At 58.2% G+C, this 23916-nt stretch carries 25 protein-coding genes and 2 tRNA genes; 10 read left to right on the plus strand and 17 right to left on the minus strand.

Features of this window, described 5'->3' with window-relative positions; translation table 11 throughout:
* Positions 1-10: 10 nt before the first annotated feature.
* Entirely contained in the window at positions 11-940 is a 930-nt protein-coding gene (locus QDY28_RS09745) for a sugar ABC transporter substrate-binding protein (protein ID WP_331381484.1), read from the minus strand.
* Positions 941-1321: 381 nt separating this feature from the next.
* On the opposite strand from QDY28_RS09745, the gene QDY28_RS09750 reads away from it, so the two are divergent.
* Positions 1322-1828: a DUF1993 domain-containing protein gene (locus QDY28_RS09750; RefSeq protein WP_331381485.1), complete on the plus strand. Its 507-nt coding sequence runs from the start codon at positions 1322-1324 to the stop codon at positions 1826-1828.
* Positions 1829-1848: 20 nt separating this feature from the next.
* Here the strand turns inward: QDY28_RS09750 and QDY28_RS09755 are convergent, their stop codons facing one another.
* From QDY28_RS09755 to QDY28_RS09775, 5 genes are all read right to left on the minus strand, one after another.
* Complete coding sequence (locus tag QDY28_RS09755) at positions 1849-3405, minus strand: alkaline phosphatase family protein (RefSeq protein ID WP_331381486.1); 1557 nt, start codon at positions 3403-3405, stop codon at positions 1849-1851.
* Complete coding sequence (gene galE, locus QDY28_RS09760; RefSeq protein ID WP_331381487.1) at positions 3383-4366, minus strand: UDP-glucose 4-epimerase GalE; 984 nt, start codon at positions 4364-4366, stop codon at positions 3383-3385. The genes QDY28_RS09755 and galE overlap by 23 nt, the downstream gene beginning before the upstream one ends.
* 1071 nt (positions 4367-5437) lie before the next feature.
* The gene (locus QDY28_RS09765; RefSeq protein ID WP_331381488.1) at positions 5438-5638 is read right to left on the minus strand and encodes a hypothetical protein; all 201 of its coding nucleotides are present in this window, start codon (positions 5636-5638) and stop codon (positions 5438-5440) included.
* A 111-nt stretch (positions 5639-5749) separates the two neighbouring features.
* Positions 5750-5938 (minus strand): hypothetical protein, encoded by a 189-nt coding sequence (locus tag QDY28_RS09770; protein WP_331381489.1) that lies wholly within the window; start codon positions 5936-5938, stop codon positions 5750-5752.
* 115 nt (positions 5939-6053) lie between these two features.
* Entirely contained in the window at positions 6054-6635 is a 582-nt protein-coding gene (locus QDY28_RS09775; protein ID WP_331381490.1) for a cytochrome b, read from the minus strand.
* A gap of 238 nt (positions 6636-6873) precedes the next feature.
* Here QDY28_RS09775 and QDY28_RS09780 point away from each other — a divergent pair, with 238 nt between their 5' ends.
* The gene (locus tag QDY28_RS09780; RefSeq protein WP_331381491.1) at positions 6874-8160 is read left to right on the plus strand and encodes a nucleotide sugar dehydrogenase; all 1287 of its coding nucleotides are present in this window, start codon (positions 6874-6876) and stop codon (positions 8158-8160) included.
* A gap of 7 nt (positions 8161-8167) precedes the next feature.
* Here the strand turns inward: QDY28_RS09780 and QDY28_RS09785 are convergent, their stop codons facing one another.
* Positions 8168-9100, minus strand: a complete 933-nt coding sequence (locus tag QDY28_RS09785; RefSeq protein WP_331381492.1) for a UDP-glucose 4-epimerase family protein — start codon at positions 9098-9100, stop codon at positions 8168-8170.
* Between the two features lie 188 nt (positions 9101-9288).
* On the opposite strand from QDY28_RS09785, the gene QDY28_RS09790 reads away from it, so the two are divergent.
* Both QDY28_RS09790 and QDY28_RS09795 read left to right on the plus strand, forming a co-directional pair.
* Positions 9289-9864, plus strand: coding sequence for a sugar transferase (locus QDY28_RS09790; RefSeq protein ID WP_331381493.1), 576 nt, complete (start codon positions 9289-9291; stop codon positions 9862-9864).
* A gap of 145 nt (positions 9865-10009) precedes the next feature.
* Complete coding sequence (locus QDY28_RS09795) at positions 10010-11410, plus strand: O-antigen ligase family protein (protein ID WP_331381494.1); 1401 nt, start codon at positions 10010-10012, stop codon at positions 11408-11410.
* A 63-nt stretch (positions 11411-11473) separates the two neighbouring features.
* Here the strand turns inward: QDY28_RS09795 and QDY28_RS09800 are convergent, their stop codons facing one another.
* The 8 genes from QDY28_RS09800 to QDY28_RS09835 form a co-directional block, all read right to left on the minus strand.
* Positions 11474-12604, minus strand: coding sequence for a glycosyltransferase family 4 protein (locus tag QDY28_RS09800; protein ID WP_331381495.1), 1131 nt, complete (start codon positions 12602-12604; stop codon positions 11474-11476).
* Between the two features lie 121 nt (positions 12605-12725).
* On the minus strand, positions 12726-13274 hold the full coding sequence (rfbC, locus tag QDY28_RS09805) for a dTDP-4-dehydrorhamnose 3,5-epimerase (protein WP_331381496.1): 549 nt from the start codon (positions 13272-13274) through the stop codon (positions 12726-12728).
* A 69-nt stretch (positions 13275-13343) separates the two neighbouring features.
* Positions 13344-14231, minus strand: coding sequence for a glucose-1-phosphate thymidylyltransferase RfbA (rfbA, locus tag QDY28_RS09810; RefSeq protein ID WP_331381497.1), 888 nt, complete (start codon positions 14229-14231; stop codon positions 13344-13346).
* 78 nt (positions 14232-14309) lie between these two features.
* Positions 14310-15209, minus strand: coding sequence for a dTDP-4-dehydrorhamnose reductase (gene rfbD, locus QDY28_RS09815; RefSeq protein WP_331381498.1), 900 nt, complete (start codon positions 15207-15209; stop codon positions 14310-14312).
* Positions 15206-16273, minus strand: coding sequence for a dTDP-glucose 4,6-dehydratase (gene rfbB, locus QDY28_RS09820; RefSeq protein WP_331381499.1), 1068 nt, complete (start codon positions 16271-16273; stop codon positions 15206-15208). Before rfbB ends, rfbD begins: the two co-directional genes overlap by 4 nt.
* Before the next feature lie 342 nt (positions 16274-16615).
* Positions 16616-16689, minus strand: a tRNA-Gln gene (locus QDY28_RS09825).
* 182 nt (positions 16690-16871) lie between these two features.
* Complete coding sequence (locus tag QDY28_RS09830; RefSeq protein WP_331381500.1) at positions 16872-17507, minus strand: DUF1109 domain-containing protein; 636 nt, start codon at positions 17505-17507, stop codon at positions 16872-16874.
* Entirely contained in the window at positions 17494-18060 is a 567-nt protein-coding gene (locus QDY28_RS09835) for a sigma-70 family RNA polymerase sigma factor (RefSeq protein WP_331381501.1), read from the minus strand. The genes QDY28_RS09830 and QDY28_RS09835 overlap by 14 nt, the downstream gene beginning before the upstream one ends.
* A gap of 408 nt (positions 18061-18468) precedes the next feature.
* On the opposite strand from QDY28_RS09835, the gene bufA1 reads away from it, so the two are divergent.
* Positions 18469-18672: a BufA1 family periplasmic bufferin-type metallophore gene (bufA1, locus tag QDY28_RS09840; protein WP_331381502.1), complete on the plus strand. Its 204-nt coding sequence runs from the start codon at positions 18469-18471 to the stop codon at positions 18670-18672.
* 55 nt (positions 18673-18727) lie between these two features.
* On the opposite strand, the gene QDY28_RS09845 is transcribed toward bufA1, so the two are convergent.
* Positions 18728-19684, minus strand: coding sequence for a hypothetical protein (locus QDY28_RS09845; protein ID WP_331381503.1), 957 nt, complete (start codon positions 19682-19684; stop codon positions 18728-18730).
* 478 nt (positions 19685-20162) lie between these two features.
* Here QDY28_RS09845 and QDY28_RS09850 point away from each other — a divergent pair, with 478 nt between their 5' ends.
* From QDY28_RS09850 to QDY28_RS09865, 4 genes are all read left to right on the plus strand, one after another.
* Positions 20163-21071: a DUF1003 domain-containing protein gene (locus QDY28_RS09850; protein ID WP_331381504.1), complete on the plus strand. Its 909-nt coding sequence runs from the start codon at positions 20163-20165 to the stop codon at positions 21069-21071.
* 672 nt (positions 21072-21743) lie between these two features.
* Complete coding sequence (locus tag QDY28_RS09855) at positions 21744-21962, plus strand: hypothetical protein (RefSeq protein WP_104824873.1); 219 nt, start codon at positions 21744-21746, stop codon at positions 21960-21962.
* Between the two features lie 211 nt (positions 21963-22173).
* Positions 22174-22296 carry a hypothetical protein gene (locus QDY28_RS09860; protein ID WP_260303210.1) on the plus strand — a complete coding sequence of 41 codons (123 nt, stop codon included), beginning with the start codon at positions 22174-22176 and terminating at the stop codon, positions 22294-22296.
* 413 nt (positions 22297-22709) lie between these two features.
* Positions 22710-23162, plus strand: a complete 453-nt coding sequence (locus QDY28_RS09865; protein ID WP_331381505.1) for a hypothetical protein — start codon at positions 22710-22712, stop codon at positions 23160-23162.
* 34 nt (positions 23163-23196) lie between these two features.
* Here QDY28_RS09865 and QDY28_RS09870 read toward each other — a convergent pair.
* A tRNA-Ser gene (locus QDY28_RS09870) sits at positions 23197-23286 on the minus strand.
* A 307-nt stretch (positions 23287-23593) separates the two neighbouring features.
* On the opposite strand from QDY28_RS09870, the gene rplU reads away from it, so the two are divergent.
* Positions 23594-23911, plus strand: coding sequence for a 50S ribosomal protein L21 (gene rplU, locus QDY28_RS09875; protein ID WP_120706113.1), 318 nt, complete (start codon positions 23594-23596; stop codon positions 23909-23911).
* Positions 23912-23916: the final 5 nt, after the last annotated feature.

Below are 23916 nucleotides of genomic sequence, written 5' to 3' on the forward strand. Positions count from 1 at the left end.
AACATCGCTGTTAGTTCTTCTTGACGAAGTCCTTGACGTTCTGGGGCGTGACGAGCTGGAAGGGAATATAGACCTTCTTTTCGACCTTATCGCCCTTGGCAAGCTTCAGAGCGGCATCCACTGCACCCTTGCCCTGACCGGCTGCGTCCTGGAACACGGTGACGTCTAGGTCGCCGGCCTGCATGGCTGCCAAAGCATCCTGCGTCGCGTCGACACCGCCGATGACAACCTTATCCATCGACTTTCCGGCTGCCTTCAGCGCCTGAATGGCACCGATCGCCATTTCGTCATTGTTGGAAATGACGGCATCGAATTCCAAACCGCTGGAGAGCCAGTTCGTCATCAGGTCGGCGCCCTGGGTGCGCTGCCAGTTGGCGGTCTGCTCCTGAACGATCTGGATGCCCTTGCAGTCGTCGGTGGCGAGAACGTCATGCACGTCCTTGGTGCGCATGCGGGCTGCCTGGTTCGACAGTTCGCCCATCATGACGACGGCCTTGCCCTTGCCCTTCAGCAGACGGCAAACTTCCTTGGTTTCCAGCGTACCGGATTCCTGCTCGTTGGAAGCGACGAAGGCCTGCTTGTCCGGCAGGCTGTCGACGTTTGCCGGCTCGCGATTGACATAGACCAGCGGAATTTTCGCATCCGCAGCCAGCTTCGATATGGCGGCCGTTGCATCCGTATCGACTGGGTTGACGATGATGGCATCGACGTGGCTGGCAATGAAGTTCTGGATCTGGCTCTGCTGCTTGGCGACGTCGTTCTGAGCGTCTTCGACCTGCAGCGTCACACCCTTCATCGTCTTGGCATAGTCCTGCATGCCGTTGCGCAGAACGGTCAGAAAGTTGTCGTCGAACAGCGCCATCGACACGCCGATCGTTTCGGCATGGGCGGCAGTCGACAGCATAAGTGCCATGGCGGAGCCCAGAATGAGTTTCTTCATGATTTTCCTCCCAAAACTACGGTGTCCGGCCACACCCCTCCTGAACGCCGGAGCCCCCCGGTCTCCACCGTAGGGCCAACAATCCGAGCTGCCGTCTCCCATAACGGCAGCCCAAAAACGGAACAAACAAACCGTAAAATTCCATCTGCGGAATATTTATTCCATTTTTCCATAAAAACGTCAACACTATTTTGTGGCCGCGCTGACGGAACTGGTGATCGGCGCATTATAAGGAATTTTCCGAGGAAAAAGGCTGTAAAAGATAGCGATCGAGCCTACATGTGCTCGGTTCAAGCCGATGGAACGGACATTCCATCGACATTGGAATGACACACAATGCATGGGCCGAACCCCCTTGCCGGCCGACCATGGAGAAACAGCATGCCTTCGATGTACCGCTTCTCAGTCCCCGTCTTTCAACGCGGCCTCGCAAATCTTTCGACCTATCTCGATAAAATCGAGGCTCATGCGGCGGAAAATGGCACCGATCCGAACGAACTTGTCGGCGCACGTCTCATCGACGACATGCTGCCGCTCTCCGGGCAGTTTCAGCGCGCCACCGACAGCGCCAAACTGGCGATCGCCCGTCTGACGGGCATAGACGCGCCACGTTTCGAAGACAACGAAACCACCATTGCCGAACTGCGCGAACGCCTGAAGAAGACGGAGGATTTCCTGGCGACCGTGACGCCGGAGACGATGGAAGGCAGCGAAAACCGGGAGGTGACGATTTCGCCCGGCGGCAACAAGATCGTGTTCAGCGGCGAGAACTATCTCGCAAGCTTCGCCCTGCCGAACTTCTTCTTCCACGTCACGACCGCGCACGACATTCTGCGCAGCCGGGGGCTGCCGGTCGGCAAGATGACCTATCTCGGCTCGTTTTCCTGACAGCCTGGTATTTAATTTGATCAGGGCCGGCGCGATACCGGCCCTTTTTCCGTCAGCTCGGTATAGGCAAGCGTCTGATCGAGATGCCGTGCCCTGAGCGACAGCAGCTTTTCGGCATAGGCGAGCCGGGTTGCCGCATAATCCCGGTCGTCCGCAAGATTGGTGAGCTCCATTGGACCATTCGCCAGATCGAACAGCAGGGGCGGCAGCCCTGCGAAATGGACGTATTTGAAACGCTCATCCCGGATGACAGCGAGATTGCATGCATTCGACTTCAGGCCGAAATGCCGTTCCGCCTCGCCTGTGGCGATATCGCGGAAATCAAACTCCCAGAAGGCCGCATCGCGCCACCGCTCCGGCTTTATGCCTTGCAGGAAGAGCAGAAGCGTTTCGCCGTCGAGGTGATTGTTTGGCGTAAGACCCAGACGATCGCAAAGGGTCGGGAAAATATCGGCGGCGCTGGTGAAGCGGTCAACCTGCCGGCCTGCGCCATCAGGCTGGCCCGGATCGCGGATGACCAGCGGGATGTGATAGCTGCTATCGAAAAAGCCGCCCTTGCCGAGCATCCAGTGATCGCCCATCATTTCCGCATGGTCCGAGGTGAAGACGATCAACGTATCGTCCCAGGCATTTACATCCCGCAACGCCTGCCAGATTCGCCCGAGCTGCGCGTCCACTTCGGCGATCATGCCGTAATAGATCGCACGAATCGCCGACAGATCGTCAGCCGTCCAGTCGCTCGCAGACCCCTCGCCGCCGTGGATGAAGCCCCCCTTGCCGATCAGCGGCATGGCGAAGGCGAGAAAAGGATGCGCCGCCTGCTCCACCTCGCGGTCGGCAGCGCGCGCAAAAGCCGGTCCATCGCTCGCGGCAAACATGCAATTATAGGGCTCCGGCACCGAAAAAGGCGGATGCGGCCTGAGAAACGAGACATGCGCGAACCAGGGCTCATCCTGCTCGCCGAGCCAGCGAATGAATTCGCCGGTCAGAAAAGCCGTCTGCGTCTCATCCTTGGAATAGACCGGCGCAGCATTGGAGATTTCGCCGGGCTTCGCGCCGACTGGAATGTGGATATCACGGCTCGTCGCACCCGCATGGCCGCGCGAACGCAGCCATGAGAGCCATTGCTTCTCATGCTCCGGCAGAAGCTGGCGCGTGCTGAAGCCGGAAAGCACGCCCTCATAGGTCGTCAGATGCGGATCGTTCGGGTCCATGTCGCGCGGATCGGGCGCCGTATCGGTGTAACCGAACAGGGTAGGATCGTAGCCGGCACGCCGGGCGGCAAGCGCCAGATTGTCGAAACGTGCATCCAGCGGCGAACCATTGCGGCAGACGCGATGGTTCATTTGATAAAGGCCGGTGTAAAGCGTCGCCCGCGCCGGCGAGCAGGGCGCGGCCCCGGCAAAATGCCGGCGGAACAATACGCCGTCCCGCGCCAGGGCATCGACATTGGGCGTCTTCACGCAGGAATGACCGACGGCGGAGAGACAATCGCCCCGCCATTGATCGGCCGATATCAGCAACACGTTCGGGCGCTTGCCCGAAGCGCGCCGTTCAATGCTGGTTGGACTTGGCATGCCAATTCCAGGCGGATTCGATAATGCGCGTCAGATCATATTTCGGCGACCAGCCGAGAACGTCGCGAGCCTTGTCGTTATTGGCAACCAGCGTGGTCGAATCGCCCTCGCGGCGGCCGACATATTCGACGGGGAAAGGCCGGTTCGACACGGTCTCGATCGTCGACAGCAATTCCTTGACCGTCGTGCCCGTACCGGTGCCGAGATTGAGCGCCACTGACTCGCCACCCCGCAGCAGATATTCCACCGCCCGGACATGCGCATCCGCAAGGTCGAGGACATGGATATAGTCGCGCACGCAGGTTCCGTCGCGCGTGTCGTAGTCGCTGCCGAACACCTTGAAGCCCTGACGACGGCCAAGCGCCGCATCGATCGCCAAGGGGATCGCGTGGGTTTCCGGCGTATGCCACTCACCGATGCGCCCTTCGAAATCGGCGCCGGCTGCATTGAAATAGCGTAGCACCACGGAGCGCAGACCCTTGTACTGGTCATAGTCGGCAAGCGCCTGCTCGACGATATATTTGGTGCGGCCATAGGGATTGATCGGCACCTGCCGGTGGCTCTCATCCAGCGGCACGCTCTGCGGCAGGCCATAGGTCGCGCAGGTGGAGGAAAAGACAAAGGCACCGATACCGGCCGCCTGCGCCGCCGACAACAGCGTCAGCGTGCCGATGACGTTGTTCTCATAGAAAGAGACGGGATCCTTGACAGACTCACCGACCTCGATCAGCGCCGCAAAATGCAGGATGGCAGCCGGCTTGTATTTCGCCAGGACCTCATCGAGCCGCGCCCGGTCCCGAATATCGCCCTCTTCCGCCGGACCCCATTTGACGAATTCGCGATGACCGTTGGAAAAATTGTCGTAGACGACGGGCTGAAATCCTTTATTCGCCAGATCCAGACATGTATGCGAGCCAATATAACCAGCTCCCCCGACCACCAGAACCGTTTCTCCTGCCATGACCATCCCTTCTCGACTTGTCGATTTGCCGCCCCGAAATGCGGCGGACCGGTTCGATCCGACGCGTACACTTAGAGAGCTGTAGCCGACTTGCAAGGCTGGAGAAAGGAGCAAGGCTGGCAGTGTCAAGAATAGACTCAGGCCAAAAACTAAGCGGTTTTGTCCCCGATCTTATCGCGCCCAAGACAACGATGTCTGTTTGCACGCCTGCCGATCAAAACATCGTATTGCCCGTCGATCGGAAGGTGCGCACCATATTGCAGACCGAGGTTGTGTCCCCTTGCCGAATTGGGTTGTGCTTTGCTAGCTTTCCGTTCAGAGGGTGTAGGGGCATCGGTCCATGATTTTCGCAGTTTTCTGGCAGCTTGTGCGTCGCGCCGCTGAAGCTTGTCGGCTTGGAGCCATAGTGGGATCGGTCCTCCTAGGGCTGGCAACCTTTGCGGCGGCCCAGGTGCCGGGCGCACCCATGCAATTCATGCTCGTTCATGCCGATCCCAGCTCCGGCAACTGTCGACCCGAGGGCTGCGTGGACTGGATTGCTGCCGAAGGCATGATCGATGCGCGATCTCCCGGCGATCTGCGCAGGCTCCTCGCTAGCATCGGCGACAGGAAACTTCCTGTAATTGTCAATTCGCCCGGCGGAAATGTAGCGGCTGCGATGGAAATGGGTGAGATCATCCGGAAGCACGACCTTTCCGTGGCGGTGGGCGGCACACGACTGCGATACTGTCCAAGCGACCAGCCACTCTGCGGCGAGGGCTGGCGCGCCGGCGCAATGGGCGTGGTTTATTCCGCCAGTACCGAATGTCTCTCGGCCTGCCCCTTCGTGCTGGCGGGCGGCGTCAGACGGGTCGTGAGCCGCTTCAGCATGGTGGGAGTCCATCAAATCAGAACGACGTACGATCAAGAACGAATACTCTATCGATTGCGATATCAGGTGGTTAACGGCAGGAAGCGTGTCATCAGTCGCCAGGAAGTCAGCCGCAAGTTTGTCGGGCTATACGACAGTACGAAGCTGTCAAAATCGATGCGCTCAAAGATCATCGCCTATTTCAAGAAAATGGGCGTCGATCATTCGATCTTGGACATGGCAATGAGCGCCGCCCCAAGCTCGATGCGGTTCATTCCGCTCGACGAGGCGATGAAGATCAGCCTGATGACCGATGAGGGCTCCGCCGACGAATTGATCGATGCGGGAGCCTGCACGGCCGGCCAGCCGTTTTCGAGCTGCCGGGCACCCGTCTCCGCAGATTCGACGGCTCTTCTTGCCAATCCGCCCTTTGCGGATTGGCAACTGAGCCCCGTACAGGATTTCCTTCCATCCTTTGCGACGCCGAACAGTCAGACACAGCAAAATAGCGGCTGCATCCGGGAGCCAATGGACTATACGCCGCGTTCGCCCTCAAGATCGGCGATCTCGTCGGAGATTTCCGTAATGCGTTGCCGGAGCTCCGCCTCGGTGCCGTCGTCGACCTCTCCTTCGCCGAAACAATAGCGTGCTATATGCAGCTCGAGCCTGGATTCGAGCTCCGTGCGCCTGGCGTATAGGCGGGCGAGATATTGGTTGCGCATTGCGAGCCACGCATTCCGAGAAAATGTCTCTGAATACTAAAATAGGTTCGCGGAGGGAGGTTTCGATAGGAAGCGCCGCGACCTTTTGGCCTGCCGCGGCGATTGTAAGGGCGGATCAGTCTGCCAGTGCCTCTCCGCGCAGGGGGATCATCCGGACAAGCACGCGATCACGAAGCACATAATGATGCATGAGGGCTGCGGCGGCGTGAATGCCCGCAACGACGATGATTGCCCAGGCGGTATAGTCGTGCAGTTCGCTGATCACATGCCGTGTCGGCTGATCGACGGTGATCAAGGGCGGCACCGAAAACAGGCCGAAGAAGCTCGGTCCATTGCCCGAAGCCCAGATCATCAGGAAGCCATAGGCCACCTGCGAAATCATCAGGACATAGAGAGCAAGGTGCGTAAGCGTTGCCACCACATGCTGAAGCCCGGAAACGGCCGGCGCCGTCCTCCGGTGGGTTGCGACACGCCAGACGATGCGCAGGATGAGGACGGCCGCCAGCAGAACGCCGAGCGAGATATGCACGAAGATCAGACCGCCGCGAAGTGGCGTTCCACGGGCAACGAAGCCTCGAGCCTCGGCCAATACGAACAAGGTCAGTACCAGAAATGCCGTCAACCAGTGGAGGGCGATGGTGAAATGGTCATAGCGGACCGCCCGCTTGTCCGCAGCGGCCATATTGAAATTACTCATGATTTACGATCTCCTTGGGAGGAACGAGCAGCAAACACGTCAGGCTTCCTTTTTATTCAACCGCCCCGAAAAGATGGTCGGCTTTCGAGGGCGCTCCCGCCGATGCCTCTATTGCAAAGCCTCCGACCGATGGTCACATTGATCTGACTTGCACCTGAATTGACGTCTCCTGACAAAGATTTGCGCTGACATGCCCCTTGGGTTTGGGCTAATTCAGGTCGATTGTTCGAGGTGGATTGTGTTGAGCGAAAAAATTGCCGTCATTGGCCTGGGTTATGTCGGATTGCCTGTCGCGGTCGCCCTGGCCGAAAAATTTTCCGACGTGGTCGGCTTCGATATCAAGACCTCCCGCATCGCGGCCCTGAAAGCCGGGGAGGACGATACCCGCGAAGTTTCGCCGGCACGCCTGAAGGAAAGCGGCCTCCGCATCAGCAGCGACATTCACGATCTGCAAGACCGCGACATCTTCATCGTCGCCGTTCCGACGCCGATCGACAGGAACCGCCAGCCGGATCTGCGGCCGATGATTTCAGCCTCGCGCACCGTCGGTCAGGTTTTGAAAAAGGGCGGCACCGTCGTCTATGAATCGACGGTCTATCCCGGCGTCACGGAAGAGGTCTGCGGCCCCGTGCTCGCCGAGGTCTCGGGCCTGCGTCAGGGCGAGGATTTTCACGTCGGCTATTCGCCAGAGCGGATCAACCCCGGCGACAAGGAGCATACGTTCGAACGCATCGTGAAGGTCGTCGCCGGCGACAATGAGGAAACGCTGGAAAGGATCGCCGCCGTCTACGGCGAGGTGGTCGAGGCCGGCATCCACCGCGCGCCCAGCATCAAGGTGGCGGAGGCCGCCAAGGTGATCGAAAACACCCAGCGCGACCTCAACATCGCATTGATGAACGAGCTGTCGATCATCTTCGAGAAGATGGATATCCGCACCGCCGACGTGCTGAAAGCGGCAAGGACGAAATGGAATTTCCTGCCTTTCACCCCCGGGCTTGTCGGCGGCCACTGCATCGGCGTCGACCCCTATTATCTCACCGCCAAGGCCGAGGAACTCGGCTATCATCCCGAAGTCATCCTCTCCGGCCGCCGCATCAATGACGGCATGGGCGCCTTCATCGCCCAGAAACTCATCAAGATGCTGGTCGCGGCGCAAAAGCCGATCAACGGTGCCCGGATCGGCATCTTCGGCCTGACCTTCAAGGAAAACGTCCCCGATCTGCGCAACAGCCGCGTGCCCGACATCATCCGTGAACTGCATCAATTCGGTCTCGAACCGCTGGTGCACGACCCGATGGCCAGCCATCATGAAGCGGAGGAGGAATATGGCGTGCGGCCGACGGCGCTCGAAGATTTCGGCAAGCTCGATGCCCTCGTACTTGCCGTACCGCACAAATCCTACCTGAGCGACGGCGCGGCGCTGATCCTCAATCTACTCGGCGAAAACGGCGTAGTCGTCGACGTGAAGGCGGCACTGGAGCGCAGCAATCCGCTGCTCAAAGGGCACGCAGTCTGGAGTTTGTAAGCAGCGGTCAGCGGTCCCGCTCGGATGCCGTAACCGTCATCCGCAGCCCCTCATCGACCGAAAAGGGCGGCGACCATCCGGTGATCGCTGTCGTCTCACCGATATCGACCTGCAACGAACCCAAGAGGCGTTGCGCCGCCGCACGACGACCAAGCAACGCCGCAACCCCTTCCATCAGGCTCGGCGGCACGGGCAATAGCACCGCCCTGCGGCCCATTGCCGAGGACAGCTTGCCGATCAATTCGCCGGTCGAAAGATCGACGCCATCGCTGATCAGGAACACCCGATTCCCCACATCGGTGTGGCGCACGCAAAGCAGGATGAAATCGACGAGATTGCCGACGAACACCAGCGATCTCCGGTTTGCCACCAGTCCGAAAGGCCAAGGAAACGGCCGCTTGGCCCATGTCATCAAGCTCGCGAAATTCGCCTTCACCCCCGGCCCATAGACGAGAGGCGGGCGGATAATGACGACATCCATGCTCGTTTCCCTGCCGATGGCAAGGAGCGCCGCCTCTGCCTCCCGCTTCGACTGCCCATAGGGGTCCTCTGGATGCGGCTTATCGGACGCGGCAAACGGCTTGCCCGGCGCAGTCGCCTCGCCATTGACCTTAATCGAGCTTAAGAAAATGAAGCGCTTGACGCCTGCCTCCGCCGCCTGCCGCGCCAGATTGACCGTAGCGTCGACATTGACGGCGCGAAAGGCGGCAAGCGGATCGGCGGAAGTATCGTTCATGACATGGACGCGCGCCGCCAGATGCACGACCGTTTCGACGCCGGCGAGCGCACCTGCCCAATCCGTCCCGCCATCGATGCTACCCATGGCGAAAAAACCCGGCTTCGGCGCGCGGCTGATCGGTCGATAGGCCATCGTTCGCCGCGAAAGCTCGGCACAAAGCGCCCGCCCGACAAAACCCGTCGCGCCTGTGACCAGGATCATGCGTCTGCCACCCTTGTTCTACCCGGTTTTCATTGCTGCCATGCTTTGCATATTCCGGCCCGCGGGAACAAGCCCGGCAAAATTCGTGGGCAGGGCGATTGTGAACACGTCCACGATATGAGATGCACTCCGCACAAAGCCGTCATCGGCACAACGAGACACGAGCACCGGCAGAACCATCAGAAACGATGCCCTATACGATCGCCAAGCGCCTTTTTGACTTCCTTGCCGCCCTCGGCGCCGCCGTGGTCTTTTCCATTCCCATCCTGATTGTCGCCATCGCCGTCCGGTTGACCTCCCCCGGCCCCGTTCTCTACTGGTCGGACCGTGTCGGCCGTAGAAACAGGATTTTCCGCATGCCGAAATTTCGCAGCATGCGGACCGATACCCCGGCAGTCGCGACCCATCTCCTGAAGGACGCCAACGCCTATCTGACGCCGATCGGCTCCTTCCTGCGCAAATCCAGCCTGGATGAGCTGCCGCAGCTCTGGTGCATCCTCAAGGGCGAGATGAGCATCGTCGGCCCTCGCCCAGCCCTCTTCAACCAGCATGACTTGATCGCCCTGCGCACCGAGCGCGGCGTCGACGCGCTGCCGCCGGGCCTGACCGGCTGGGCGCAGGTTAATGGCCGCGACGAGCTGCCGATCCCGCAGAAAGTGGCGCTCGACGAAGATTATCTGCGCCGGCGCTCGTTTCTCTTCGATCTCAAAATCATCATCCTGACGGTGCTGAAAGTTGTGCGCAGCGACGGAGTGACGCATTAGCCGGGCGGCAATATCATAAGGTTTTGATAGCATAAACAAACCACATAAAGTGCCGACCACTAAAATGCCGTATTCATGCCGGCTTGCGACCTTACCGGCCAGCGGATACCGGCTGATAGAAATATGAACAAAGGCGGACGCAATATTGGCTCAGTTGCAGACGAATAAACCGCAAGTCGATCTTGGGTCTGGGAACAATGCCGGCGAACTCGTGCTTGTCGTCCTTCCGCAGCGCCTGATTGTCCTTGGCAGCCTCCTGTGGCTCGTGGTCGTATCGCCGCTCGTCGTCGAAAGCGCCGCCTATCGCTATGTCGCGCCCTTTCTCGCCCTGATCGCCCTGCACTATTACCGGAAAGCGTCGGTACGCCCGCGCACCGATTGGCTCAGTTGGCTGTGCATAGCCTGGGGCACCTATGTGCTCGTCCGCTTCGTCGCGATATTCCTCATGACGCCGAAGCATTTGATCGGCGCATCCGACTGGCTCTATGCCTATCCCCTCTTCTTTCCGATCCTCGGCGTTGCCTTGTTGCTCTACGAACCGGTGCTGGAAAAAATCGTCGCCGCAGTTTTTGCCGTCGTGCTCATCATGTTGATCGCCACACAGCATTTCCGCGAGGTCTTTGCCGGCGAAACGGTGCGGCCGCTGATCATGAACAATCAGATTCACGGCGCGGTTGCCTGCGGCCTGATCCTAATTCTCACCGCTTTCTGGCTGCTGCACTATCTGACCGATAAATCCAGCAATCGATCGATCGCCCGCTTCGCCTATATCGCCTCGCCAGTGATTGCCGTTCTCTGTCTGATCGCCATTTACGGCGCCAAGTCGAAAGGCGTCTGGCTCGCGCTCGCCGGCACATTGCCGGTGCTGGGGCTCGTGACCTTGACCTACTTGCGTTTGAAAACCGGCCTTGTCGTCGTTGCCTGCGCCGCGGTGCTTCTGCTGGCCGGCGCTTACGCGGTGCGGCACAATATTGAGAAGACCGCTGGCCCGACGTTAGCTTCCACCATCGAGATGATCGACAACATCACCAAAAGCAGCGACCTGAATGACGCCGTGACAAGTACGATCAGCTCCGATAGCACACCCTTTGCCATGGACGCGCGGCTGCAGCTCTGGTCGAACGGTTGGGAGCTGTTCTCCTCCGCGCCCGTTTTCGGCTGGGGCGGCGAATGGGTGGAACGCTGGAAGCATACACACTATGCCTCCGTCCAATATACGCTGCTGCACAATGGTTATCTCGAAATGCTGGTGCGGCACGGTCTGTTCGGCGGCCTCGCCATGGCGCTCATTCTCGCCGCGCTCATCGCCAATGTCTGGCGTGCCCGCAAAGCCGGCCTTATACCGCGCACCGCCTGGCATGCCTATGCCGTCTGCCTGTTCTTCTTTGCACTGACGCTGCTCAGCAACTCCAACAACCGCCTCGCGATCGGCGAGAGCCTTGCGCTGACAAGCTCCGCCTTCGCCTGCTGGTGCGGCATGCGCTTGAGAGGAGAACGCTTGTTAATACCTGCCAAGAAACGACAGGCGGAGGCAATCGGCGCCTGATCCCGAGCGGAGTGAGCGGGACAATCTGCGATAGATCAGCCCCTGCCCCTCTAACGCTTTCCTTCACTTGCACCAAAGGGGCATTTGACTATGCAGTCGCTTATAGAGCGCTGCATAGGCATTACCCATCCGCTCTGCGGTAAAGCACTCTTCGTATCGCAAGCGCGCCGCTTTGCCCAAGGACTCTGCCGTCTCACGATTGGCCACAAGACGTCCCATTGCTTCGGCAAGCGCTCTTGGGTCGTTCGGCTGAACGACATAGCCCGTTTTGCCATTTTGGTTGACGAAACTGGTGCCCGTGCCGATCTCGCAGGAAATCATCGGTTTGCCGAACATCGCGGCTTCGACGAGCGAAAGGCCGAATGCTTCCGAGCGGAGGTTGGAAGGGAATACGAACCCTGTGCAGAGTTCCAGAAGAGCAGCCTTGTCCGCATCCGGCAACGCTCCGAGAAAGACGACGTTTCCGAGGCCGTGCTGTTGCGCATACTGCTTCAATGATGCTTCCATCGGACCTTCGCCGACGATGACAATATCGCTGGTCGTCTGTCGCGCAGCCTCAAGAAGGATGTGAACGCCCTTATAATAGCGCAGCACCCCCACAAAGAGGAAAAACGGCTTGGGAAACCGCGCGCGCCAACGCGCTCTGTCTTCTTCTTTCGCCTTTCGGTAATCCGCCTCGTCCAGACCAAGCGGGACGACGGCAGTCTTGTCCTTGTAGCGCTGCAAAACCTCGCTCGTCGCCAGATAGTTCGGCGACGTCGCAACGATACTGTCAACGCCCGCGAGAAAGCGATGCATGACAGGCCCATAGAGCTTCAGCAGAAATTTCTGCTTCACGATGTCGGAATGGTAGGTCACGATCGTCGGCTTGCCGGGCGGGGCGGCAAGATGGACGATATCCATCATCGGCCACGGAAAATGGTAGTGGACGATGTCGGCCTTCCGGCTCAGCTCCCGAAAGCGTCCGAATGCCTCGCGCGAAAAGCCGGTGGAGGCAAACTCAAAATCGAGCTTTGCCTTGTGAGCCATATGGCCATCAAATTCGACGGCGCCTTTTTCAGGCGTCTTGCTGAGCGACAGGACGTCAGACTCTATGCCGTGTCCCGCGACACCCTTGACGATCGCATGGATCGTCCGCTCGATGCCGCCGAACGTATCCGGCCAATATGTTTTGAAAAAATGTAGAACGCGCATGTCATTCCTGTAGCGACAGAAGCTGCGCAGGTCCATAACCGGTATTACTCGAAGAGCCGGATGTCAGATCAATCCGTCACGCAAACAATCCGTCCTCGTGAATCTTGCGGCAAACGCGGGATCAATCGAATATCTCGGCGTCCGCCAGCAGCGGTTGCCGCTGATCCTTGGCTGAAAACGTCAGGGCGTCGGTGGTTTTCCAGTCAATTGCAAGCGTCGGATCGTCCCAGCGAATTCCGCGGTCGCTTTCCGGCGCATAATAGTCGGTGGTCTTGTAGAGGAATTCGACGCGGTCGCTCAGCGTCAGGAATCCATGCGCAAACCCCTCCGGGATCCAAAGCTGACGCTTGTTCTCCTCTGACAGAAGGACGCCGACCCACTGGCCGAAGGTCGGAGAAGACCGCCTGATGTCAACGGCGACGTCATACACCTCGCCGATGACGACGCGAACGAGCTTGGCCTGAGCGCGGGGTGGCAACTGATAATGCAGACCGCGCAGGACGCCTTTGCCGGACCGGCTGTGATTGTCCTGCACGAATGTCGGACTTAGTCCGGTCGCCGCTTCGAATTTGACTTGGCTGAAGCTCTCGAAGAAAAAACCGCGATCGTCGGCAAACACCGTGGGTTCGATGATCTTGACGTCCGGTATGGCGGTATCGATGGCTTTCATCTGTCTTTCCTGCTTCAGTTAGCCCGTGTCGAAGCGTCCAGCGGGCGCGCAACATTACCGGATGGGCGGTTAAAATACCCGTTCGCGCAGAATTCCGAGAAGATACTGCCCATAGGAGTTCTTCTTCAACGGATCGGCCAAGGCCTCGACCTGGGACGCGTCGATCCACTGGCTCCGATAGGCGATTTCTTCGGGGCAGGCGACCTTCAGGCCCTGACGGCTTTCGATGGTGGCGATGTAATGGCTCGCCTCCAGCATCGATTCATGCGTGCCGGTGTCGAGCCAGGCATAGCCGCGGCCCATCGTCTGGACGTCGAGCTGCCCCGCCCTTAGGTAATGTGCGTTGACATCGGTTATTTCCAATTCGCCGCGCGGCGAGGGACGTATGGATTTCGCCACATCCACGACATCGGCGTCGTAAAAATAGAGGCCGGTAACGGCATAGTTGCTCTTGGGCACTTTCGGCTTTTCTTCGAGGCTGATCGCACGCCCCTGCGAGTCGAATTCGACCACGCCGTAGCGGTGCGGATCCTGCACATGGTAGGCAAAAACGGTAGCGCCGCCTTGTTTGTCGTTCGCCTGATGAAGAAGCTTGGTGAAATCGTGCCCGTAGAAGATATTGTCTCCGAGCACCAAGGCAGAGGGAGCGCCGTCGAGAAAAGCCTCGCCGATGAGAAACGCCTGCGCAAGGCCATCCGGACTTGGCTGGACCGCATAGTCGAGCTTAATGCCCCACTGGCTGCCGTCTCTCAACAACTGCTCGAAACGGGGCGTGTCCTGCGGCGTCGAAATGATGAGGATTTCGCGAATACCGGCCAACATCAAAGTCGTCAGCGGATAGTAGATCATCGGCTTGTCGTAGATCGGCAGAAGCTGCTTGCTAAGCGCAAGGGTCGCTGGGTATAGGCGCGTTCCGGATCCGCCGGCGAGTATGATGCCTTTACGTGCTTTATTCATTGTAGAAACGTCTCGACTCAAATTCCTTTGCAGCCCAATCGGAAGTCGCTGCAACCAGTTTCAAAACTTCGTGCCTTTTCAACGTGAGGCGGGCGAAAGCCTTTCGATCACCTCCGTTACGCCCTCTTGCCAAGCCGAAAGGCGCAACCCAAAACTATTTATCAATTTCGTGCAGTCCAATCTGGAATTTTGCGGCCGCTTCGCCGGCGTCGGATATTCCGCGGTCGAAATCGCCTTCAAAGCATCGAGCTTAAGAGCAAGGTTGAAGTTCTTCGCGGATGCCTCGCGCACGATATGCGCGGCATAGCCATGCCACGACGTATTGCCCTCAGCGCTTAGGTGATAGGTGCCCGACAGGTCAGGCGCATTCGGACCACTGACAGCCTCGACGATCCGACGGGTCACATCGGCAATCAGCGCTGCCGAAGTCGGTGCGCCGATCTGGTCGGCAACGACGTTCAACGCGCTGCGCTCCTGCGCAAGACGCAGGATGGTCTTGAGGAAATTGTTGCCGTGATGGCCGTAAACCCAGCTTGTCCGCAAGATGACATGATGAGCGCCGGCGGAGCGCACCGCCTCTTCGCCCAGCCACTTGCTTTCGCCATAGACCGACTGCGGATTGACCGGATCGCTCTCCACATAGGGATCGGCCTTCATGCCGTCGAAGACGTAGTCGGTCGAGTAATGCACGAGATAGGCGCCGTTATCGGCGGCCCAGCGCGCCAGCACGCCAGGTGCCGTAGCATTGACCGCCATTGCCTGCTCTTTTTCGCTCTCGGCACGATCAACGGCTGTATAGGCGGCGGGATTGACGATAATCCCCGGCCTATGTTCCCCTAGCACCGAAAGAATGCTCGCCACATCGGACAGGTCCATCTCCGCGCGCGTCATCGCGACTATTTTGCCGAGAGGCGCCAGAGAACGCTGCAATTCGAAGCCGACCTGCCCGTTGACACCGGTGATCAGAAGCGCGCTCATGCCTGGACCTCATACTGCTTGCCGACCCATTCGCGGTAAGCGCCGCTAGTGACATTGCCTACCCAATCCTGATTGGCGAGATACCATTCAATCGTCTTGCGAATGCCGGTCTCGAACGTCTCTTCAGGCTTCCAGCCGAGTTCGCGTTCGAGTTTGCGGGCGTCGATCGCATAGCGGCGATCATGACCAGGCCTGTCCTTCACGAAGGCGATCTGCTCCTTGTAGCGGCTGCCATCAGCCTTAGGCCGCAGCTCGTCGAGGATGCTGCAGATCGTATGCACGACGTCGAGATTGGGCTTCTCGTTCCAGCCGCCGACATTGTAGGTCTCGCCGACCTTGCCGGATTGAAGCACGCGGCGAATGGCGCCGCAGTGATCCCTGACATAAAGCCAATCGCGAACCTGCTGACCATCGCCGTAGATGGGCAGGCTCTTTCCCGCCAGGGCGTTCAGGATCACCAGCGGGATCAGCTTCTCCGGGAAATGATAAGGGCCGTAATTATTGCTGCAATTCGTCGTCAACACCGGCAGGCCATAGGTATGATGCCAGGCCCGCACCAGATGATCAGATGCAGCCTTGCTCGCGGAATAGGGGCTGTTCGGCTCGTATCGATTGAGCTCGGTGAACGGCGCATCATCTTTAGAAAGCGTGCCGTAGACCTCGTCGGTCGAGACATGCAGGAAGCGAAACGCCTGCTTCTCGTCGCCCGGCAAACCGTCCCAATAGCCACGGACCGCCTCGAGCAAATTGAACGTGCCGACGACATTCGTCTGAATGAATTCGCCGGGCCCATGAATGGACCGATCGACATGGCTCTCGGCCGCAAAGTTGATCACGGCACGCGGCCTATGCGTGGCAAGCAAATCGCCGACCAAATCGCGGTCGCCGATGTCGCCGTGCACGAACACATGGCGATCGTCGCCGCTCAATTCTTTCAGCGTGCCCAAATTGCCGGCGTAGGTCAGCTTGTCGAGGTTGATCACCGCCTCATCGAAGCGAGCCAGCCAATCAAGAACGAAATTCCCCCCGATGAACCCGGCGCCCCCAGAAACCAATATCGTCATTTCGCTTTAAGTCTCACCCAAGCTTTTCAATACAACTTTTAATATGGATCGCGGTCGTCAGACCTATACGCCAAAAAACATTGTCGATGGATGCCCGACTTCTACAACGTCCACGAATGCTTTGAAAAGCTCTCACGCGCAAATTCGCTTAAAAATTGTCTTCAGGCGTGCGGTTTTCGCCTGCGAGAAAATGCGCCCTCGAAACCAATGGATCGAGATTCCGCTGATCGAGAATCGATATCAGCGCTTTACGTCAGCCGTTTGCGGCGTTGCCCGACATGACCATCGTCGCCGGTAGCGTATGTCTCTGGAAAGAAGGTCTGTTGATTGAAAAGCTTAGATTGGCTGGGAAACCTGGATTCGAACCAAGATTAACGGAGTCAGAGTCCGCTGTTCTACCATTGAACTATTTCCCAACAGCCGCCGGGCGATGGACGCCCCCGCGGGGAAAGCAGCGCCTCTATAATGGAATTCGCCGCGGATGCAAACACTTTAACGCCCACGAATGCGATTTTTTGAGCAAGGCGCAGCCTACTGATAAGATAGTCCCTGACCAGCGGCATTTCCAGCCACTATCCAAAAGCAGGCCGCTAGCCCGTCACCAACGCAGCACCCGTTTGCCAATGGCATATCCGACCGCCGTCACGACGGCGATGGCGATCGGGTACCAGAGCAGGACGAAGAGCGGACTGTCGTCGGTGCAATTGGAAGCATAGAAGGTGGCGGCGATGCCGCTCGCCGCAAGCCCGGCGACGGCGCCGGCGGCACCCGGATTTTCCGGCGCTCCTTGGCGCAGCGCAAAGAGGAAACAGGCAAGCGGCCCGATCGACAGCAGCGGAATGAATGTCAGGCAGAATCGGGCATTGTGCCCGATCATGCGTGCGCCCCAGCTATCGGTCGGCATGACCATCATCTCGGCCATGGCCGCGGCGGCTAGCAATAGCGGCGCAGCAAAAAGCGTCCAGCCCCAGGGCCGCAGCGATATGCCGGGGCGGCCGATGCGGAAGACGACGGCGCCGGCGCTGATGGCGAGGGCGAGCGTGACGACGAATTTGAACAGGAAGCGCACCGTTTCCATGGCACTGCTGATATCGGGGCGAAAACCGATCGCCGCGAAGAAGATGGCGCCGCTGATGAGGATGCCACCGATGACGGCCAGCGTCAGCGCCTGCCCGATCCGCGTGCGGACCGGCGCATCCTGCGCCAGAAGATTGATGAGATCATCGGTTTTCACTGGTTTCGCTCCGATATAAGGCGGCAAGCGCCTTCAATGCGCGATGCAGGGCGACGCGCACCGCACCCTCCGTCATCTTCAGCCGGTTGGCGGTCTCGCGCACACTGGCTCCCTCGACGGAAATCGAGCGTACGATAGTGCGCTGCGGATCTTTCAACTGCTCCAACATATGGTTGACATCAAGTCGATCCAAGGCGTCCGTCTGCTCTTCCGCTTCCAAAATATCGATGACATCGTCGATCGGCACGCTCATATGCCGCCCGCGCCGCCTCAGGCTGTCGATCAGCTTGTTGCGCACGATGGTCGATATCCACGGCCCGATGGGGCGCGAGGTGTCCCACGTTCCGCGTTTGAGATGGATCGTCAGCAATACTTCCTGGACCACGTCCTCGGCCTCGCTTGCCGGCGCACCGAACTGATCGCAACGCCGGCGCGCCATCGCGCGCAGATGGGGAGTGACAGTGGACAGGAAACGATGATAGGCCTGCGCATCGCCATCGACCGCGGCCCGCATCCACACTGCCCATTCCTCTTCGCGCGCCGAATAATTCATTCGGCATCTCCTTCTACGCGCGACCGCACGATTTCGTTACTGGCAATGGTCATTCTTTTGCAAAACCTGCCTGAGTGGGATTTCAGCCAAAGACAGATGGGCGTCATCCGGCGATTCGACGGTTATGAGGCATGAAAGAGTGCAGCTTGGAAAGGCTGCTATGCCGCCATCGGTCACGTAATGCCCCCTCGGCCACGGGATCTTGCCCGTCGCTCCCCCTGTCCCGCAGAACAGACCCTTGTTATCGCCCTCGGTATACATGGAGCGAATTGAATAATACACTGCCCTCGCAGGAGCTTGCGTGGCACAGATATCGTCATGGGGTCCGAGTGCAATTGAACGACGGCTCAGGCCCTTCAGGGATACGAGCCTATAAAAGACAGCGTCGTCACTGTGGCTATTGCCGGCATGCTAGTTTCCGCGGTCGCAGCCCTTATCGCGGCTCCGGCCGCAGCGGCCGACGGCAAGGCCAAGGAAAAGTGCTACGGCGCGGCCCTCAAGGGTCAGAACGATTGCGCCGCCGGGGCGGGCACCACCTGCGCCGGGACCTGCGAAACGATCATGACGCCGAAGGGCCAGGGCACCCCCACAGGGGGACCGGCGCCTGCCTGATCGAAGCCAAGCATCAAGAGCCCGAATGCACGGGCAGGGACTTACGGACTATCGTCTACCGCAAAACCGGCTCACCATGGAATCGGCGGCGAGACGGCTTCGAAACGCCGAAGCCCACTTCCATCATCAGCCGCGGCTTTTGCGTCGGCACGGTGCCCATGTGGAAACCGAAGGGATCTTCGACGAAGCCGAAACCGGCTTTGCCGGTCAGCGTGACGGCGCTTTCCTCTCCGTAAAATCCAAGAACCTCCTCCGCCGGATGGCCGACCAGAAGCGTTAATTGATGCTTCACCCGCCGCCGTCTGTGGCTGCCTTTGATGAACACATGCGGCCCGGTGCCGTCGTCCACATCGACCAGATTGAAGAAGAACTTCAGCATCCGCCAGTCATCGAGGTCGAAATGATATTTGAATGAGGCACGGCTTAGATCGGCCTCGGAGGCCGATTTCGTCGGAAAGCTCCACCAGATGCGCGTGGTGATCACCTGAGCCTGTCCGCCGAGATAATGGCGGGCGACGTCCCCAAGCAGCGGATCGCGCTGAACCGCCAGGACCGCGTCGCAATCGAGCGAACGCTCGTAAAAATGCCCGCTGAGAAGAGATCGGCCGAACCGCGCCTCCGCAGCCGCGTGTTCGGGCGCCAGAAACTCGAGCTTCCGGTCGAAATTGCCGAAGCAGTCGGTGGTCCGGGCAAATGCGGCAATCTCCCGGTGAATGCTCTCGGGCAGCATCAGACCGGCAAAAAGCCCATCCGTCTGCAGCGCATGGACGACGGCATCGCACTCGATCCCTGAAAACATCGATGCGCCAGCCCCGGGACGTGCTACCTGCTGCCTGGTCGCAAACCAATGAAGGCGCCGAAACGGCATGGTTCGGGCCAGCAGAAACATCGGCAGCCAAGCCGGATTTTCCCGCACATCCGTCAAGTAAGTGGGTATGCGAACAGCCATTCGCTTCAGGCGCCCGCCCCGCCGTGCGATGGACTCCAAATCATCTGCCGGAGGATTGTGCATAGGTATCCTTTCCGCCTGCGCATAAATCCACGCCAACAGGCCCAGGCTTGTTGCAAAATAGTCCTTATTCGACGCCACAAGGCGCCTGCTGCACTGCGGCAAATAGAAGCCCGCCAACCATGGTCAAGAGCCTGAAAAGGCAGATTTGCGCTTGTTTGACGAAAATCCGAAAGACAATCGCCTTGCGATTTTACCAGCATTTTCAAAGACTCACGGGTGGTTGTCAAATATTGCCGATATGTTTCTGACGATGAACGGATGTACCGATCATTCGCTCCGCCGATGCACTTCCGGCACAATTTATTTGCCATTGCTTAGGATAACATCGCTAGGAAGCATTTACAGCGAACGAGTGACCGGCCGAGACCGAGGCAAAACCGGAACAGTTTTGTCAAAGCCAATCGCGCCGCCAATCTACAGTCACAATCCTGTTCCGATCATCGGCTAGACGAACGAGCAATTGCGAAAGAGGGCTCATATGACAGAGACAGATCCGGCGGAAGGTATAGTCGATTTTGACGCGGGCGAGGGCGAAGCAGCGACCGTGGAGATGGACGACTATACGAAAAGCCTCGCCCAGGCGAAGGCCAAGTCGGTCAAACTCGTCGACGCCATTACCGGCGCAACGCTCAAGAAGAAGGATGCGGTACATTTCGATGACCTGCGCCCATCGCTTGCGGAATTCGTGCGCCAGAAACATCCGGGCATCCGCTCCGACGATTATATCAGCCGCAAGGCGATGGACGACTATCGCGCCCAATATATCGCCGAACTGCTGACCGATGAGCGCGGCGAACTTTCCAACCTGGAAGACGAAGTCGTCGAAAGCCTGAAGACGCACGACACGCTCGCCGAGAACATCGAAGAGGACTACGAGGATCATCGCTCCATCGGCGACCGAATGGCCGATACGGTGGCAGCCTTCGGCGGCAGTTGGACCTTCATCATCTCCTTCTGCTTGTTCCTGGCGGTGTGGATGGGCATCAACCTTGCCATAGGCGAAAAGAACGCCTTCGACGCCTATCCCTTCATCCTGCTGAACCTCATCCTTTCGACGATCGCCGCCCTGCAGGCACCGATCATCATGATGAGCCAGCGCCGGCAGGAAGCAAAGGATCGCTTGCGCGCCCTCAACGACTATAAGGTCAACCTGAAAGCCGAACTGGAAATCCGTCACCTGCACGAAAAAGTCGACCATCTGCTCAATCGTCAATGGGAGCGGCTGACCGAAATCCAGCAGATCCAGATCGAGATGATGCTGGAACAGGCCAAGGCGGCCACGCGCGCCCTGAAGGTCAGCAAGGCATCGAAGGTGAAGACCAATGCCTTGAAAAACCTCTTCGGCGGCAAGCCCAAGGCCGAGGAGCCGGAGGATTCGGCGGAGTAGGGCGTTCAGCTCGACAGGTACCACCCTTTGAGCCTGCGTCTCGGCACATGCATATGCATTCAGAGGCCGCCATCGTCACCTCGGCCTCTTCTCTCGAAGAGAAAATGCGCCTCGTTTCCTAAGGCTGCGGATGAACAGCCACTCGCGCTTTCGTGGGCGCAGATTCGCTCGATGATAGACCAGCCCGCCGGCAGCACAGTCGTTCCCCGCCAGGACCGTATCTTTTACTGGCGACGCAGGGAGCCCTGTCCGCGCTGCCGGGCAGCAGCAGGGCACTTTGCGCGATCTCGGCCGCGGGAATTATCGACGACACATGGATGATGTTTTGCCCTGCGCCTGCGGCCGTGGCACCCCAAAACACGACGAGAAAACACACGATCGTTCTCATGCCCCTCTCCATTATGTTAGAGAGACAACAATAAACTTTAAGTTGTCCGTCGTCAATTTAGCACTCTTATGGTAGCTAGAACGGATGAGCCCGGCACGCGACGAAGCTTTACTGAATCGCGATTTCGCGATGCCGGTTAAAGCGATAGATCGAATGAGCGTGGAGTTGTGAGACCGGAAAAGACGCGGGCTCCCGTAATACTTACGCATTAGCCACGATAGCAAGGTTGACTCGCGATTAGCGCGACCTAAGCTTCACTTTGGAATTATTGCTGAGGTGTCGCCATGACCTACTTCGAGGAGACCAAAAGAATAGCATGCGAAAATGACGCCGGCCGCCGCATCGTCATTATCGAACAATTGAAATGGCCCAAATTCGCCTTCTCGGACCGACCAGGAGGCCCCGTCTTCGACTACATGACCGAAGACGGTCAGATCGCCAACAAGCTGGACGACGAAAATTTCCTTTTGCTCCTGACGGACGAAGTCTTCCACCGCACCTAGAGCACCCGCTTTCAGGTGAAATTCGGCTGCAAACGGAAAAATACCTCCGAGTCAAAGACCGGAGCGACGTTTGTGCGTGCAAATGAACGCACCGCGCTCCGGCCGAACAAGCCAGCCTTCCCCACAGCGCGGCAAGCTTCGCACATCCCTCATACAAGATACTCCTAATGCGCCGTCGAAATCGGCGCAAATAGAGAAGGGGGATATGGTCATGGACTACGACTGGGATGGCGTGAAGACGCGTCGCATGAAGATCCTGAAGCTCGGCATATCGCTATTCATCTTCGCGATGACCCTGGTGGGGCCGACGATGTTTCTTTTGCATTTTCGGTAAGGGGTGGGCGTATTTAATCGGCGGATTGGGGCTTGGCTTTAGGGGGAAGGCGGTAACGCTTAACGGAAAAATCAGCATGTAAGCAGCATGAGAGTGCAGTCCAATCACTCTGTCACCTCTCCGGATATGCTAGCCGGCGCTTTTGAAGCGCGGGCGTTTTCATAACGAAAAAGGAATAGACAGCGTTTCGGACACCTCCCGAACATCGTTTCATATCATCTGTAGAGTGCAATCATGCAGATGATCTGATGTTGTCGGATACGTTGCTGTTTTGATTGATACCATCGCTTGGTGCGAGGTCCAGCCAAGCTAATGACAACATTGAATAAAATTCTAAAGAATGAATTTATCGGCTTCCAGCATATGGCGAGCTAGACTGGCCTCAACACAACTTTTCTGTGGTTGAGGCCAGAATGATTAGAATTGTTGGAACCGTGGCTCTTTGCGCGGTCACATTGAGCTCATGCTTTGGTGAGAGCCAAAGTGAGGATGTGCAGAAATTTGAACGTAGCGAGCTTCACGCTCTAGGCAGTTCATGCGGAGGAGACTTCTTTGCCGTGCGTGATGGTAACTTTGTGTGGGTCAGAGGGTCAGAAACCCAGATTGCTCAAAAGGATGTTAAAATAGCGGATCTTGGATCCCACCAACTCGCCATGACTGCCACCTTCAAGGCGGGAAGCATCGTTACAACGTTCGCGTTAAATGATGCAGGGAACATCGCTAAGATCGTGGACATAACATTCAACACAGATCTGCCCCCAGAGGCATGGGCCAAAGCCGGCATTAGTCGTGACCAATTCTATGCGAGGCTAAAAGACTTTAAGAACGTCCCGACAATGGTTCTTTGTCCGCCAGCGGCCACTTAGGTTGTTATGCCTCTTAAATTAGCTGAACGAAAAATGGCGGAGAGGGTGGGATTTGAACCCACGATACCCTTGCAGGTATGCCGCATTTCGAGTGCGGTGCATTCGACCACTCTGCCACCTCTCCGGTTATACTGGTCGGCGCGTTTTGCAGCGCGGGCGTTCTCATAGCGAGAGAAGGATGGGATGGCAAGGGTGAATATTCAAGCTTTTCATCCTTTTGCCTTGACAGATCACAGGCCCTTATATATCCCGTGCGACGCAATAGGTGTGGATAAGTCCGTGCCTTGGCCGCCCTGCTTTGTACGGGGCTTCACCGGCAGATCGTTTTCGAGGCGCTAAGCCTTTGGAATTCCTGCTAAAGTTAGACTGATAAAAAGACGGCCGCTTGCCTTCGTGGCGAGAGAGCCGGAACGAACATGAAAGGATAAAAAATGTTCGCAGTCATCAAGACCGGCGGTAAGCAGTACCGTGTGGCAGCCGACGACGTGCTGACCATCGAGAAGCTAGAAGCCACCGCCGGCGATACCGTAGAATTCACCGAAGTCCTCGTTATCGGCGAAGGCGCCGACGCGGCGATTGGTGCTCCCTTCGTCAAGGGCGCTTCCGTCAAGGCCGAAGTGGTCGAGCACAACCGCGGCAAGAAGGTCATCGCCTTCAAGAAGCGCCGTCGTCAGAACTCGAAGCGTTCGCGCGGCCATCGCCAGCATCACACGGTCGTCCGCATCACGGACATCGTGGCTGCCAAGTAAGTAAC

Origin of the sequence: Rhizobium sp. BR 362, from assembly GCF_036528765.1 — a bacterium.
Classification (GTDB): domain Bacteria; phylum Pseudomonadota; class Alphaproteobacteria; order Rhizobiales; family Rhizobiaceae; genus Rhizobium.

Bases quoted from the DNA above. Each gene is read 5' to 3' on its own strand.
- QDY28_RS09745 (WP_331381484.1), bottom strand. From the start codon at position 940: ATGAAGAAACTCATTCTGGGCTCCGCCATGGCACTTATGCTGTCGACT.
- QDY28_RS09750 (WP_331381485.1), top strand. From the start codon at position 1,322: ATGCCTTCGATGTACCGCTTCTCAGTCCCCGTCTTTCAACGCGGCCTC.
- QDY28_RS09755 (WP_331381486.1), bottom strand. From the start codon at position 3,405: ATGCCAAGTCCAACCAGCATTGAACGGCGCGCTTCGGGCAAGCGCCCG.
- galE (WP_331381487.1), bottom strand. From the start codon at position 4,366: ATGGCAGGAGAAACGGTTCTGGTGGTCGGGGGAGCTGGTTATATTGGC.
- QDY28_RS09770 (WP_331381489.1), bottom strand. From the start codon at position 5,938: ATGCGCAACCAATATCTCGCCCGCCTATACGCCAGGCGCACGGAGCTC.
- QDY28_RS09775 (WP_331381490.1), bottom strand. From the start codon at position 6,635: ATGAGTAATTTCAATATGGCCGCTGCGGACAAGCGGGCGGTCCGCTAT.
- QDY28_RS09785 (WP_331381492.1), bottom strand. From the start codon at position 9,100: ATGATCCTGGTCACAGGCGCGACGGGTTTTGTCGGGCGGGCGCTTTGT.
- QDY28_RS09790 (WP_331381493.1), top strand. From the start codon at position 9,289: ATGCCCTATACGATCGCCAAGCGCCTTTTTGACTTCCTTGCCGCCCTC.
- QDY28_RS09800 (WP_331381495.1), bottom strand. From the start codon at position 12,604: ATGCGCGTTCTACATTTTTTCAAAACATATTGGCCGGATACGTTCGGC.
- rfbC (WP_331381496.1), bottom strand. From the start codon at position 13,274: ATGAAAGCCATCGATACCGCCATACCGGACGTCAAGATCATCGAACCC.
- rfbA (WP_331381497.1), bottom strand. From the start codon at position 14,231: ATGAATAAAGCACGTAAAGGCATCATACTCGCCGGCGGATCCGGAACG.
- rfbD (WP_331381498.1), bottom strand. From the start codon at position 15,209: ATGAGCGCGCTTCTGATCACCGGTGTCAACGGGCAGGTCGGCTTCGAA.
- rfbB (WP_331381499.1), bottom strand. From the start codon at position 16,273: ATGACGATATTGGTTTCTGGGGGCGCCGGGTTCATCGGGGGGAATTTC.
- QDY28_RS09835 (WP_331381501.1), bottom strand. From the start codon at position 18,060: ATGAATTATTCGGCGCGCGAAGAGGAATGGGCAGTGTGGATGCGGGCC.
- bufA1 (WP_331381502.1), top strand. From the start codon at position 18,469: ATGCTAGTTTCCGCGGTCGCAGCCCTTATCGCGGCTCCGGCCGCAGCG.
- QDY28_RS09845 (WP_331381503.1), bottom strand. From the start codon at position 19,684: ATGCACAATCCTCCGGCAGATGATTTGGAGTCCATCGCACGGCGGGGC.
- QDY28_RS09850 (WP_331381504.1), top strand. From the start codon at position 20,163: ATGACAGAGACAGATCCGGCGGAAGGTATAGTCGATTTTGACGCGGGC.
- QDY28_RS09855 (WP_104824873.1), top strand. From the start codon at position 21,744: ATGACCTACTTCGAGGAGACCAAAAGAATAGCATGCGAAAATGACGCC.
- QDY28_RS09860 (WP_260303210.1), top strand. From the start codon at position 22,174: ATGGACTACGACTGGGATGGCGTGAAGACGCGTCGCATGAAGATCCTG.
- QDY28_RS09865 (WP_331381505.1), top strand. From the start codon at position 22,710: ATGATTAGAATTGTTGGAACCGTGGCTCTTTGCGCGGTCACATTGAGC.
- rplU (WP_120706113.1), top strand. From the start codon at position 23,594: ATGTTCGCAGTCATCAAGACCGGCGGTAAGCAGTACCGTGTGGCAGCC.